The 14,196-nt window shown below is 59.2% G+C and carries 11 protein-coding genes; 3 read left to right on the forward strand and 8 right to left on the reverse strand.

What is annotated here, in order from left to right:
* Positions 1-265: 265 nt before the first annotated feature.
* On the forward strand, positions 266-1,453 hold the full coding sequence (locus AC1DD3_RS04370) for an oxidoreductase (RefSeq protein WP_476881033.1): 1,188 nt from the start codon (positions 266-268) through the stop codon (positions 1,451-1,453).
* Positions 1,454-2,100: 647 nt separating this feature from the next.
* On the forward strand, positions 2,101-3,510 hold the full coding sequence (locus AC1DD3_RS04375; protein WP_476881034.1) for an MFS transporter: 1,410 nt from the start codon (positions 2,101-2,103) through the stop codon (positions 3,508-3,510).
* 282 nt (positions 3,511-3,792) lie between these two features.
* Here the strand turns inward: AC1DD3_RS04375 and AC1DD3_RS04380 are convergent, their stop codons facing one another.
* The 3 genes from AC1DD3_RS04380 to AC1DD3_RS04390 all read right to left on the reverse strand — a co-directional run bounded on the left by AC1DD3_RS04380 (position 3,793) and on the right by AC1DD3_RS04390 (position 7,022).
* The gene (locus AC1DD3_RS04380; RefSeq protein WP_476881035.1) at positions 3,793-4,734 is read right to left on the reverse strand and encodes an NAD(P)H-binding protein; all 942 of its coding nucleotides are present in this window, start codon (positions 4,732-4,734) and stop codon (positions 3,793-3,795) included.
* Between the two features lie 399 nt (positions 4,735-5,133).
* Positions 5,134-5,643: a flavin reductase family protein gene (locus tag AC1DD3_RS04385; protein ID WP_476881036.1), complete on the reverse strand. Its 510-nt coding sequence runs from the start codon at positions 5,641-5,643 to the stop codon at positions 5,134-5,136.
* A gap of 11 nt (positions 5,644-5,654) precedes the next feature.
* Positions 5,655-7,022 (reverse strand): acyl-CoA dehydrogenase family protein, encoded by a 1,368-nt coding sequence (locus AC1DD3_RS04390; protein WP_476881037.1) that lies wholly within the window; start codon positions 7,020-7,022, stop codon positions 5,655-5,657.
* 296 nt (positions 7,023-7,318) lie between these two features.
* Between AC1DD3_RS04390 and AC1DD3_RS04395 the strand changes: the two genes are divergently transcribed.
* Positions 7,319-9,730, forward strand: coding sequence for a LuxR C-terminal-related transcriptional regulator (locus AC1DD3_RS04395; protein ID WP_476881038.1), 2,412 nt, complete (start codon positions 7,319-7,321; stop codon positions 9,728-9,730).
* Between the two features lie 41 nt (positions 9,731-9,771).
* Here the strand turns inward: AC1DD3_RS04395 and AC1DD3_RS04400 are convergent, their stop codons facing one another.
* From AC1DD3_RS04400 to AC1DD3_RS04420, 5 genes are all read right to left on the reverse strand, one after another.
* On the reverse strand, positions 9,772-9,939 hold the full coding sequence (locus AC1DD3_RS04400) for a hypothetical protein (protein ID WP_476881039.1): 168 nt from the start codon (positions 9,937-9,939) through the stop codon (positions 9,772-9,774).
* A gap of 241 nt (positions 9,940-10,180) precedes the next feature.
* Complete coding sequence (locus AC1DD3_RS04405) at positions 10,181-10,507, reverse strand: antibiotic biosynthesis monooxygenase family protein (protein ID WP_476881040.1); 327 nt, start codon at positions 10,505-10,507, stop codon at positions 10,181-10,183.
* Between the two features lie 198 nt (positions 10,508-10,705).
* Positions 10,706-11,983 carry an MFS transporter gene (locus AC1DD3_RS04410; protein ID WP_476881041.1) on the reverse strand — a complete coding sequence of 426 codons (1,278 nt, stop codon included), beginning with the start codon at positions 11,981-11,983 and terminating at the stop codon, positions 10,706-10,708.
* A gap of 632 nt (positions 11,984-12,615) precedes the next feature.
* Positions 12,616-13,851, reverse strand: coding sequence for an NAD(P)/FAD-dependent oxidoreductase (locus AC1DD3_RS04415; RefSeq protein ID WP_476881042.1), 1,236 nt, complete (start codon positions 13,849-13,851; stop codon positions 12,616-12,618).
* An 11-nt stretch (positions 13,852-13,862) separates the two neighbouring features.
* Positions 13,863-14,087, reverse strand: coding sequence for a ferredoxin (locus AC1DD3_RS04420; protein ID WP_476881043.1), 225 nt, complete (start codon positions 14,085-14,087; stop codon positions 13,863-13,865).
* Between the last annotated feature and the right edge of the window lie 109 nt (positions 14,088-14,196).

The raw sequence follows: 14,196 nt of genomic DNA on the forward strand, positions 1-14,196 counted from the left end.
CCCAAGGTCTCCGTTATAAAGCAGTGTTTGCAGTTGGCGCCGTAAAAAACCGGCCTGTCCAAGACATACAGCCATGGGACAACCCGCCCCGCGGTCCTGAAGGTAGAGGACATAACCTCCGGTAGGCGAGCAGAGGAACGGGGTGGGAGCTGCTACAAAACAGTCTTGCATCGCATGGGAACAAAAATGTGCCTAATTGTGGACCAATTAAGCCGTGAGTAGAGTGTGAGGAATTCGAGCAACACTCAACGGAGAGGTGCCATAAATGTCAGAAAAATACAATCCGGATCCACTATTCTCACCCTTACTGGTAAATGGGAAGAGGATTCGTAATCGTTTTGTACTGCCGGCGATGCAACGAAAAACGCGTGATTATGCGCCGACACATGGCATGGCAGAAACCCTGCGAAAGTGTGCCGAAGATGGCGCAGGTCTAATAATCGCCGAAGGGGCAGCACCCGACCATCCTGCGGCCTACTGGCAGCCCGTTTTCGGCATCATCGGCCGGGAGACCGCGGAGGGTTGGCGTCGCGTCGCGAAGGCCGTAACGGCAACGGGCGCGGTATTTCTTATGCAACTATGGCATCCCGGCTCTTTGCGGCTAGTAGTCGATGGAGTCCAAAATCCTTTTCCGGATTACCCCTCACTGAGCCCCTCCGGCTTAGTCCAGGAGGGTCGCGTTAACGGCTTAGCAATGACCAGTCAGGACCTCGAAGACACAAAGGCAGCGTACGTGCAGAGCGCCATTATCGCCCAAGAGGTTGGAGCGGACGGCGTCGAAGTCCATGGCGCCCACGGATACCTACTGGACCTCTTTCTTTGGCATGAAACGAATAAGCGCGATGATGAATATGGCGGGGCGACCTTAGACGAGCGCGCACGCTTTCCTGAAGAGATCGTAGCTGCCATTCGTGAGGCAACAGGGCCAAACTTCATCATTTCATTCCGGTTCTCACAGTGGAAGGAAGTGGACTACGGTGCCAGGATCGCTGATCATCCAGATGACCTCCGTCCATTCATCAAACGCCTTGAGCGAGCCGGAGTGAACCTGTTCCACGTATCCACACGCCGGTTTGATGCGCCGGCATGGCCTGAATTAGACCCAGAGCGCAGCCTGGCGTCGTGGGTGAAGACTATGACTACCGTCCCGGTCATCGCCATCGGCAGTGTCGGCCTAAGTACGGATCTCGCTCAGGACATTTTCGATGATCAGGAACCCGAGCTTCAGGTCGAGCAGGACCTGGCTCGGGTCCGACGCGGCCTCACAGCGGCTGACTTCGACTTTATCGGCGTGGGCCGGGCGCAAATCGCGAATACTGACTTCGTTGCTCGCGTTCGTAACAACCAGTTGTCTGACCTACGGAATTTTCGCAAGTATGTCGATCTCAGCGAAGCATATGAGTCCTACGTGCACGAAGGTCAACTCGTGGACCAGTCGAGAAAGACCGTCTAAGGCATAGCCGTTCGCGACGGCGGGCATCGTAAGCCGTGGCAACGTCTGAGCGTTCGTGATGGGTAACTTCGAAGAACCGCTGCACGCTCTTCATCCGCACTGACCGGTCTACCAAGCCATACAAATACCGGCACCGATGTGGTAGGTGCTCTCCCGAAGGTTTCCTTCACGTGTCCGCGCCAAGGCGCCTTTTCGTAACGCCGGCATTCGAGGGTGGCCCACCCCACCCGGGTCCAGCGCAGATATGGATAGCAGTGGCTTGGCTGACACAAACACCGTTCAAGGACAACACCGACTATCTGCCGGCCAGCTTCAGGCTATCGCCGAGCTCACCGGATCACAGATCGCACTGTCATCCCTGATCACCAGTTTCCGGACCCGAGCAGCAACTTCACCGCACCGACAGCATCCGCTCGCCTACGGCACCACCGCCCAGTCCCGGCAGCTCGGGGATACGCTCACTTCTTGAGCGAGCAACTCCGTGGAGCAGGCAAACCTTCCGGACTTGAAGCTGGTGTTCCTAGACCAAGGCAAGCTCTCAGGGCGCTTGCCCACTCGTGGTGCCAATTTTCAGGTAGGTCCGGACATCGCAATATTCAGCGGCTTGTTGCCGCACGCCGGATCCCCGGCATCACAAAGGAGTTTATGTGAACGTCTCAACCACAGGTCCCAGCACAAGTTCTGAACAACATAAAATCGACGGCTGGCGTGCGACAAGGTTGATTTCAACCCTGATCGTGGCCACGGTGACCTTTCAGCTGACTGCCAGCATGGTCACGCCGGCACTTCCTCAGATGGCCGCCGCCTTCGGTGAGGGACCGGCCGGCGCGGCACCCCTTCAATCGATGTTCTTTCTCTCCGCTGCAATTGCTGTGCCCATCATCGGACGTTGGAGCGACTTCATCGGTCGCCGTGCCGCCATGCTTGCAGCCCTCGGCACCGTTGTTGCAGGCACCATCCTGTGCATAGTGGCTCCGACGTTGCCCCTGCTTGTTATGGGAAGAATCCTGCAGGGAGCAGGCGGTGCCATGTTCACCCTGGCCTACATCGTCCTCAACGAAAACCTGAACGCGAGAGTCTTTGGGGTATCGCTGGGTATTGTGGCGGCGATCAGCGGTGGAGTCGGCGGTCTGGACGGCTTCGCCGGTGGACTCCTGACCGAAGCCCTCGGCTTCAGATCAATTTTCGTCGTGGTGCTGGTCGTGGCAGCGATCGCTGCCGTGTTCATCCTGAAGGTTGTCCCCCAAGGCCGGCCTGAAGGCGTGAGCGGCAGCATGGATTGGTGGGGGGCCGGCTCCCTCTCCGTGTTCCTTATATTCCTGACATATTTCGTTTCTGAAGGTTCCTCCGCGGGATGGACATCTCCGATCTCACTGGCACTTCTCGCCGGAACAGTGGTCACTTTCGCGGCTTTCTGGGCTATTGAAAAGAAGCGCAGTCACCCCCTTATCGCCGTCCACTACCTGCGTTCCCGGAAGTTTTGGCCTGTTATCGCCACCAGCCTGCTCGCCCTCGCCGGCATGTTCGCCATGCTTAATTTCACCGTGGTGGTTCTTAGCCAGGACCTCCAACATGGCTTCGGACTAAATCCCTCCCTCGCGGCCTTGCTGTTCCTGGCCCCACCAGCTCTGCTCGGCGTTTGCACAGCCCCTCTGGCCGGTTGGATCGCCGACCGCCGCGGGTGGCTCCTAACCCTGCGGCTCGGCGCAGGGTTCAGTCTGGCCTTCGGCATTGTCGCAGCGGCTTTCTCCGACAATCTCATAGTGATTATTTTCGCTGTTGCCGCCCTTGGCATTTCCTACACAGGATTTCTCTTTACAAGTCTTAACGGGCTCTCTGTCGTTTTGTCCCCCAAGGACGCCCCCGCGGCACTGCCTGGCCTTAGCGGTGCCAGTTTCGGCACTGGCGCCGGTCTCGGCGTCGTGCTCGTGCAACCATTCGCCGCCCAGGCGACTTCCGTCGGCTATGCTCCCGCGTTGTGGGTTTCCGTCGGCATTACAGCCGCAGCCTGCATCATCTCCTTCTTGGTGCCGGCACCCAACAGCGAAAAGCTCTGAGACCTTACAGCATTGGGGACAGCGGCGGGGAAGTGCGGTTTCCCCAGGTTATAGAAGTGGACCAACTGGTAGTTCAGACCGCATTTCTTAAAGTACATCTGCGCGCCGAAATATCTAATGTGCTCGATCGAATCTGTACCGCGACTTCCCAAGACAATTGCGATGCGCGCTAACTCCACCGAAACTGCATGTACCCAAGCACGTCTACAAGCATGGAAACGGCTTCGCCCCTAATTTGCTTGGGGCGAAGCCGTCGTTGCGCACAAGGTCATTATTGATCGTCTATGAAACCTCTGCTGGGATCTGGTCATAGGGAACGGACTTGACGCTTTCCATCACGGACCGGAGGTGTTCGGGATTACGCCCAGTTATCAGCTTCACGTGGCCTGAGAGAACCGTCTGGTAACCCTCAGCAATGGCGACTTCGGCCGTGACCAACTCATCGCTTGCCCACATGTGCCCATCGGCGCTTGGCGGCATGCTTGGGTCGTACGTCCTTGGAATACCAATGGAGTCAAAAAAGGCGAGACGCTCATCAGCTGATATTGGTACATATTTGATGGGAGTGTCATGCACCTCCGAACCGATGAGGGCGATTTCTTCAAAGGTCAACAGTTCGGGTCCGGTGATTTCATAGACAGCACCGACATGCTTCGCGGACTCAAGCAGGACCTTGGCGGCGCTGCGGGCGACGTCGGCTTTAGCCGCCGGTGCCAAGCGCCCTTCGGCTGTTGCCTGTGAGATGACACCGCTGGCTGTGGCAGGAGCAACTAGGATGTTGCTAATGATCTCGGAGTAGAGCGCGTTACGGAGGAATGTGTAGTCCACGCCGGAAGCCCTGAGATCCAGTTCACTCTGGTAGTGATCCCTTGCTGAAAGAGCGGGATTGTTGGGGTGTATACCACCGACCGAGGTGTACACAATGTGGCGGATCCCGGCATGTTTAGCTGCGGCGATTGCGTTTCGCGTTTCGGATACTCGGTGGCCAAGATTCAGGCCGCTGATGAGGAAGAGGACTTCCCCGCCAGCGTATGCAGCGTTGAGGGTGTCGGGCTCCTGGTAGTCGCCGCGCATCACGCGAATCCCATGTGTTTGGTGCTTGCGGAGCTTTTCTGGTGTGCGCGACACAAGCGTTAATTCGATGTCCGGGTCAGCCGCCAGAAGTATCTCTGTGACTCTGCGGCCAAGATCCCCTGATGCTCCACTGATGATGATACGGCCCAATTCAGGGCCTCCTTTCTAGTGTTTGTTCCCGGCCTCTTTGGCAGGAACCGTCTTGCAAGTGAACTCGGGTCAGCTGAGCGGGTCCCAGAAGGGTTCTCCCGCAGACGCGTTGGACAGGGTGGCCAGCGTTTAGGGCCAGACCTCGGGTCGACCCGCATCGCTGGACTGGTGCCCTCGTGGTTCGGTCCAGGTCGCACACGCTCATAAGTGGTGGACGAAAGTGGTGAAATCGTCCACCATCGATTGGGTGATGCCTTCTCCGGCTTCGCAGCTTGTCCAATCCAACTAACATGTTCATTTGGATACCCCGTGCTACAGGCCATTGGCTTGCTGGCCGTGCTTTGCCGGCCCTTTGGTCCATATTCGCGCGGCGGTACCCTCCCGGCGCCGTCCATGCCGCTAAACCGTGAGGTTGAGAAAATTGCCTTGGAGGAAGATCAGAGGTGGGTTGGTGGCGCGTAGTTCAAGGGATTCGACGCGTCCGACGACTTGGTAATGGTCGCCGATGAGATCGATTTTGTAGCGAGTGCATTCAAGGGTGACGATGGCGTCGTTCAATAATGGGACTCCGCGGTCCGAGGGGGTCCAGTCGACTTCATCGAAGCGGTCTTCGGAGCGGCGGGCGAATGCTTTGCACAGCGCCGTTTGGTCCTGGCCGAGAATGCTGACGCCAAAGTGGCTCGCTTCATAGAGGCGAGGCCATGTTTTGGAGGCCTTGTCAACGAAGAACGCCACCAGGGGTGGTTCCAGTGAGACCGAAGTGAAGGAGCCTACGGTCATGCCGACAGGCCCGGACCTGGTGCCGGCGGTGACGACCGCGACGCTGGTTGGGACATGTCCGAGGACGCGCCGGTAAGTTCGAGCCGGGTCTTCAGCTTCAGCGGGTAGGGGGATCGTGGGGGTGGACATTGTGGCCTGCCTTAGAGGTTGATGGTTGGCTCCAGGCCCATCAGGACCCGGCCGTAGGCTTCTTTCCCGATTTCTGGGGTGACAAAGGCGTGCCGGGCGGCGATTTCGGAGTCGCACCAGATCTGGTTCAGCACGTTGGCCTCGGCGAACGAGCCGGCACCGTTGGCCGTCATCAGCGCATCGATGGCATGCCCGATCAGTTCAGCGATTATGCCGGTGTCATTGCGGATCCGGGCCCGGGTGGGCAGGTCAAGCTGATGGCCGGCGTCGGCTGCCGTGTCGATGTCAAGGCACATCCGGTTCAGCAGCAGTTCGGAGATGTGCAGGTTCGTGGCTGCTTTAGCAACGGCGAGCTGATGGGTGGGGGAATTCTTGGCGTTGTCGTACATGGTGTATGCGACCGGTTTGCCGGGCAGCTTCGCCAAGGTGATTTCCAGCGCGTGCCGGGCCAGGCCGATCTGCGGAGCAATGAGGATTGCGGCTGCGACGGCATTGAAAGCAACGTTGGCCATGCGGTCGTCTTTGAACGGGGTGAGGAAATTTGAGCTCAGCATGTTACTGAGGCGTTGTACGCGGTGCTCGGGCACAAAATGATTTTCGACCACGATCGTGTCGCTGCCGGTGCCCTTCATCCCGGCGACGAACCAAGTCGGCTCGATGCTCCAAGCCTCAGCCGGGACCAGGGCCAGCGCCATCGGGTCATCACCGTCAAGCAGGACACCAAGCGTTGCCCAATCAGCAGCAAAGGAACCGGAGGAATACGGCCACCTGCCACTGATCAGATAGCCCCCTTCAACCCGCTCACTCTTGCTGCCCGGACTGAAGGTGCCGGCCACCTTCGCCAACGGGTTGCTCCCGAACACATCCTGCTGGGCCTGCCGGGAAAAGGTCGAGGCGAAACCGGTCCCGACCATCATCAGCGTCGTAACCCACCCAGTGGAACCATCCCCGCGGGAAATTTCCTTCGTTACCTCCACAGCAGTACGCAACGAAGCACCCATGCCGCCGTACCGCTTAGGGACCAGCATCCGGAACAGCCCTGCACCTTCCAAGGCCGACACCACCTCCGGAGCCACGCGCCGGGCTTCAGAACCTTGGCGGGCGAACTCCCGGATCAACGGCACCAAATCAGTGGCACGAGCCACCAACCCAGCATTCGGAACATTGATATCTGACAATTCGGCGAGCGACGTCGCTGTCATGGTGGCCTCTTTCGTAGTGGGATGTGTTGATGGTGGACCTAGGATCTTGGCGGCGAAACACAATTTCGCCCTGTCCTCCATTAGGTGCAGGGCAGATAAGCCACAGAAACCGGGTTTGGTGTCAAGAATTGCTGTACTCAGCGGGGAAGATCGCAGATGATCCGCTGGCTTGTGCATCAACGCAGTCTGGCCAGAGATCCTTCGCGGTCCAGTGATCCGAAACAGCAAAGGAATCGCTGCAACCCTGGCCCGAATCAGAAATGCGGGCTGCGGGGCATATGTCCGCCCTGGTCCCGTCGGCGTCAGGCCGGCACGTGGTTGTCGCTGCTACTCTGCGCCTCATCGCGCCTGGCCTTCCGCTTGCTTCAAAGTATCGTTCTGACTGCACCCAGTCTGGTCCCTTTGACCGGATCTAAAACGGGTCAGATGACCCAACCCGCTACGTGTATTGTTTCCTGCATCACAGGAGGGTTATGAGCACCGAAGCAGTGGCTTTTGGATCCAACGGGGGGCATAATCTGACGAGCTTCATTGGACGACGGCGAGAACTTGCCGACGCGCGCGAGCTGATGTCACGCTCCCGCCTCCTAACGCTTGCCGGTCCCGGCGGCGTCGGCAAGACCCGCCTCGCTGCGGAGCTGTCCTCACGCATACGTAAGGCCTTTCGCGACGGAGTTTGGATCGTTGAACTCGCGGCCCTGGATGACACCGCCTTGGTCGATTCCCAGATCGCTGCCGCACTCCGACTCCCCGACCAGTCAAACCGCTCTCCAATGGAGAGGATTTCGGACTACGTCCAGGAACGACAGCTGCTCCTGGTCCTCGACAACTGCGAACATCTTCTGGATGCAGTATCAGCCCTGGCAGCCAGGTTGTTGGACTTTGCACCAGGATTGCGTGTCATTGCAACGAGCAGGGAACCCTTGAGGATCTTTGGCGAGCAGGTTTACCAAGTGCCACCCCTCAGTGTCCCCGCTGTGTCAAACGGGCATGCGGGTGCGATTGAGGCCTTTGAATCTGTTCGGTTGCTGGTGGATCGGACTCGAAGTGTGAACGCCGGGTTTGAAATCACTGACGGCAACCGGCTCGCCGTGGCCCAGCTATGCCAAATGCTCGACGGAATCCCGCTCGCAATCGAACTTGCTGCCGCGCGGCTGCGCTCCGTATCGGTTAGTCAGCTTGTCGAACGGTTGGACCGGCGCTTCGATATCCTCACCGGCGGAAGCCGGGCAGGGATTCCTCGGCAGCAAACGCTGCGGGCGCTCATCGATTGGAGCTATGAACTCTGCACGCGGGACGAGCAGCTGCTGTGGGCCAGGCTGGCAGTCTTTCCTGCTGGCTTCGATGTCGAGGCCGTGGAGGAGGTTTGCGGTTTCGGCGAACTCAACAAACGGGATGTTCTTGACCTGTTGGATCATCTCGTCGCGAAGTCCCTGGTCGTTGCCGAAATCGTCATTGACGAACCCGTTGCTGGCGATCAGCGCAGACGGTACCGCCAGCTGATGACCTTCTGGGAGTACGGTGCAGAACTGCTTGAAAGCATCGGGGAATCTTCTGACTTGCGTCGTCGCCAGCGGGACCACTACCTCGGCAAGGCGTCTGAAACGGTAGCGCTCTGGTGTGGACCGGACCAGGCAACCCGCCTCGCCGCTGCCAGACTCGATCATACGAATATTCTCTCAGCGCTGGAATGGTCAGCAACCACGCCGGGAGAGGAACTAGCAGGGATGAACCTTGCGGCTCTGCTCAGGTACCACTGGATCGCCGGCGGCAACCTCAGCGAGGGCCGCCGATGGCTCGACCGAATGCTTAGCCTGGACGTGCGCCGCACACCTGAACGTGGGGGTGCGCTGTGGGTAGCCGCCTGGGTAGCCCTGATTCAGGGCGACCGTGAATCGGCGCAACGATATCTTACGGAGTGCCGCGGCATCGCTCGTGATCTGGACCTTCAGGTGCTGGCTGCTCATGTTGATCATTGGGAAGCCCTCAGTGAAGTCTTCGGGGGACGACTTGAGCACGCCATTGATCTCTTTCGTAACGCCGCTGCCGTCCAACACCGGGAAGGGGATGGTGCATCAGAACTGACCGCGCTTTTCCTTTTGGCCTGGGCGCAAATGTACGCCGGCCGGATAGAGGCGGCCCTCGCAACGTGCCGGGAGGTCCTGGTCGAAAGCGGCAAACAAGGCGAGCGGTGGACCCAAGCTTACGGGCACGCAGTCATGGGCCTCTGCCAGTGGCACCTGGGCCAACTCGATGAAGCCCGCCAATCCCAGATCGCGGCGCTGGAAATTCAACGCGACTTCCATGACGGGCTCTGCATTGCACTGACCATTGAGCAGATGTCATGGACCGCTGCCTCGAACAGGCGCTATGAATCCGCAGCAATTCTTTTTCACACGGCACAGTCGGTATGGAAAGGAATTGGCACCACAATTTCGGCATTTGGTCCCCTTGAAAACGACTTCGAGCAGACTGCGGCCCAAGTACTGAACGAACTCGGGGAAGCTCGGTACCTGTCCATCCTCGACGACAGGCCCGCGCTATCAATGGACCAGGCCGTGGAGTTCGCGTTGAACTCGGCGCGCGCCGCATATGTTTCACCGCAGGCAGAAGCCTCCGCGGGTCACAAAAATTCGGCAGCCCGCCGTGCACCCAAATCGGTGATTGTGGATCCTTACACCCAAGGCGCAACGCAACTTACCGAACGGGAAGCGCAAGTTGCCGAGCTCGTTGCCCAAGGGCTGAGCAATAAGGAAATCGCCGCCGAGCTAGTGCTATCGCACAGGACAATCGGTCGACACATCGAGCGGATATTGGCCAAGCTGGGCTTCAACTCACGCACCCAAATCGCGTCCTGGGTCGCCAGCCTGACTAGGGCGGGGTGAACAAACCTACCTTGCTGGGCATCACCCGATTGTTATAGTCCTCAGGACAGGCTAAGCACTTCCTCGATGTGCAATCCCACCCATGGGTACGCCACCAGGTGCAGCGATGCCTCATAGGGGTGAAAGTGTGGCGAGGGCGGAGCTGGGCTGTTCGGCGGACCCGCCCGCAGGTGGAGGATGTTTTCGAGATACATGCCGATCTTGCCCATTTGGTACTCCTCATTGAGCGGGCGGATTGTTGTGGCTCGCCACGTCGCGGGGAGCGTCCTCGGTTAGGAGCGGGTGACTCAAGAAGAGAACTGCGTCCTGAGCCCCTGCAAGCGAGACTAGGTTCAACTTGAGCCCTTCCGACTCGTCTCGTGCCCTTACGGGATCGGGCGGGGATTCTTGCAGTCCATATTGCTCCTTCAGAAAATGGTGTGTGAGAGGGCAGATGCTTCTTAGGTTGGTTCATGCCCCACCAAGGGATTCGACTGGCGTGACCGATACCTCCTGACCGTTGTAATGGATGACGTTAGGCGGAGTTGCGCAGTGAGCCATCAGCACTCTGCCCAGTTCGTTGGCTTGACGAGTGCCAGGAAAAGTGTCTGTATGGTCTTCGATTCTTTCCCAACCCACTCGAAGCAGATACGCAGCTGGGGTGTCGACACTTACCAGAAGCTCAACGGAAAGGCATCCTTCTGCGTCAAGCAGCAAACGCCTGGCAGCCGCAAAGTCCATGAGGAACTCGGGTTCGGTTTCTGGATTTATCCGGAGGTCAGCATGTTCGTAGATCATTAGGTCCTCTCATCAAATCAATCATCTGCAAGCGGTATATTCAGATTCGGCCTGCATTTAGGGCCCATTTCCCGAGCCTCGACGCAATGGCCGCCCTCGCCGCCACACCCCCTGGCCGGGCCCCGGCACTGGCGTCTCAGCCATCTGAAGTGTGGGCTGCGCGGCACCGGCGTAGTTTCAGCGGGGACGCACTGCCTGTCACGACTCCACGGATACCGCGGCTTTGGCCCCTTCTTGATTCTTGTCCTTGTAGCCCCGACCAGGCGCGAACAGTGCGAGGAGGCTGATCAGTCCGATGGCAATGACCAAAGCCGACACATATACCGGGTCATTTCCTCCACGGGCGGCGAGCAGGGCGGTGGCCGCGAGAGGGACGAGACCGCCGCCCAAAGTCGAGGACAACTGATAGGCCAAGGAGGCACCGGTGTAGCGGGATTCGGCGTCGAACATTTCAGAGATGTATGCGGCCGTGGGCCCGTAAACCATAGCTTGGAGCACGGGGTTGCCAATCAGGAATGCCAGGAAGAGCAGCAGGAGGTTATCTGAGGCGACCATCAACCAGATGGGGTGAATCATGAGGGTCATGCCGATCACGCCTGCCGCCATGACCTTGCGACGGCCGATCCTGTCAGAAAGGGCTGCGAACATCGGAATCGTGAATACATGGATCACCTGGGTCGCGAGGCTGATCCATAGGACTTCGGAGCGGCTGTGGCCTGAAGCGATGGCGTACGGCACCGCAAACGTAGCCAGCAGAGACTGGACGGCGAAGGCCATGATTGTTGCCAGGCAAGCGATGATGACGGCGCGCGGATACTTGGTGACCACCTCGAGGATCGGGTTTCGCCGGCGCGCCTGAGACGAGGCTGCATGCTGCTGAGCTTCGAGAAAGACCGGTGATTCGGCGACCTTGAGGCGAACGAACAGCCCCATGGCGACAAGGGCTGCGCTGAGGAGGAACGGCACCCGCCAACCCCAGCTCATGAACGCTTCGTCGGGCATCATGCTGCACAGGCTGAACACGGCCGTTGCCAAGGCGGCGCCCGCGGGGCCACCCATGTTGGCGAAACTGGCGGAAAACCCTCGGCGTTCCCGCGTCGAATGCTCCATGGCCATCAGTGCTGCTCCGCCCCACTCGCCACCGACGGCTATGCCCTGGATCACGCGCAGGACGATCAGCAGCAGGGGTGCCAGCTGACCTATGGCCGCCTGAGTGGGGATCAGCCCGATGCAGAAGCTCGCACCACCCATCATGAGCATGGTCAGGACGAGCATCTTCTTTCGTCCGAGGCGGTCTCCGAAGGGGCCGAAGATCAGCCCGCCCAACGGCCTGGCCAGATATCCAACGGCCAACGTCGCGAAGGATGCGATTATCCCCATTGCCGGAGACAGGTTTGCGAAGTAGAGAGGGGCGAACACTACGCTGGCGGCCAGGCCGTAGAGCAGGAAATCGTAAAATTCGATCGCGCTTCCCATAAAACTCGAAAAGAGTACCGATTTCATTCGGCCGCTTGTGGGTGTGTTGGCTGACATTAAGACTCCTGAATTTGTCGCTGTATCGCGGGACTGATGCGATGGCTTATTGATCTAGAACTTTCATTGAAAAGACTTCAAGGACCGCTTCAATATCGGATTAGTGGCTTTTCAGCCACTCGCCGACTCGGCTTGGAACCCACGGGATGTGGCAGTTATGTATGCAGGTTCCAAAAGGAGATTTCGTTTGAAGGCCCGGACGAGGTCGTTGTGACAGACACGGTTCGACGCCCATTCTGGCTTTTGGCCCCACTATGGCTCGGCACGTGATGGACCGCGCTTTTCTTTAATGCCGGCTGCCACACTCCGCGGGCTCTGAAAGTACGTTCCGGGTCGTTATCGCCCCGTCTGCTTCAGAAGCCGCCGTACAGGCGGACTGCCGACGCGGCGCGAGCGTTCCTCGAGTCCGTCTCCCGGCGGTCAGTAGGCCATGAGTAGGATTTGGTCCCGGTCGTAGTCCAATCCTGGATGTACTTCGCTCAGGTGTGTACGGACCGAGCTGACGAGCTCGTCATCATCGGCGCCTTCCAGGAGAGACCCACACGGGCAGGAAACATAGCGGCGTCTTTGGACAGTCACGGCACGGGCACCTCTCGGGCCGCGGACTCGAATCCCGAAGCAATACCGAGGGCGACGTCCCACGCGAGGGGCTGGCGGAGCTTCGCGCGCAATTGCACGAACTCTTGGCGCCGTTCGAAGGCCAGGACACCGGTGACGACATCACCCGTGCGGAAGAGAAATAGCTCGCCGCCCTCGTTCCGGCTGGATACCACTTGCTCGCCTCCCAGCTGGTGACCGGCCCACTGGATTCTTTGACCGTGTTGATCCGACCAGAAGAAGGGCACGTTCACGAAGGGAACGAGCGGCTCATCCTTGAGGTACTTCACGGCATTCAGCCCGGCTCCGCGCCCCTGCTCGGCGGCGGTGGTCCAGTGCTCGATGCGCATGGTGGCGTTAAATCGGGCGTTGGGCCAGCAGACGGCGTCGCCTGCGGCGAACACGCCGTCAACGGTATGGAGATACTCATCGGCGATGATGCCGTTATCCAGCGGGATTCCCGAGGAATTCAGCCAGGAAACGGCTGGCCGCACCCCGACTCCCACGACAATCACATCAGCTGCGACCTCGTGACCATCGCTGAGCTGCAAGAACCGGCTGCCATCTCGTTCGATCGTCCCAGTCGCTCCCACCCCGAAAAACGTTGCGACTCCCTTGTAACGGTGGAGCTCTTCGTAAACGCCGGAGACCTCTTCACCGAAGCGGATCAAGGGGTGCACAGACAGGTCGATTAGCGAGACCTCGCGACCATCGCTGATCAACGTCGAAGCGAATTCGCCACCGATGAAGCCGGCGCCGACGATGGCCACGGAGCGCTGACGCTCGTCGAGGGCTTGGCGCAGCGCCACCGAGTCGTCGAACCGGCGCAACACGTACACGTCCTGCTGGCCTCGGAACATCGGAGGCACGATCGGTTCGCAACCTGTCGTGATGATAGCGGCCCGGTAGCTGACCTGGCCGGTATCAGTGGTGACGATCCGGCGCGCCGGATCGATGGCTGTCGCACGTTCTCCGAGACGGTAATGGACACCCTTCTCCCGCAGCTCACGGGCGACCGGGTAGACGAGAGACTCGATATCGATGTGATCCTTCAAGGGAATCTTTGACAACGGCGGCAGCTCATAGGGCAGGTGCGCCTCATCGCTGATGATGGTGACGTCCAGTTCCGGGGCCTGCCGAATAGCGGTTTCGGCAGCACGCAGTGCTGCCGTGGATCCACCTATGATGACAACGTCGGTAGCGGTATGGGGCATAGCCGTACTTCCTAACTGGATTCTGAGAGTTGAGAGTGGGTGGTCATGATCGCAAGATCGCGCCCATCGGGCCAGCAGAGGATCACTTCTTCGAGGTCGCCCTCGCGCTCCTCCTCGACCTCGGACCGCAGCTGTTCGAGCGTGCCGTCCTGGTCGATCCGGAATACGTCGGGCATCAAGGCAGCGCAGGTGCCGTTGGCATCGCAACGCTGCAGGTCCACGTGGAGTTTGATCATGGGATAAGCGCCTTCGTCAGGATTATCAGGCCGAGGCAGCCCTTACTTCTGCAAAGGAATGCGGCGACCATGTCGGTGCTTCCTCTCCACCTTGCGACCGCATGAGACA

It is taken from the genome of Arthrobacter sp. 05T444 (assembly GCF_056395905.1).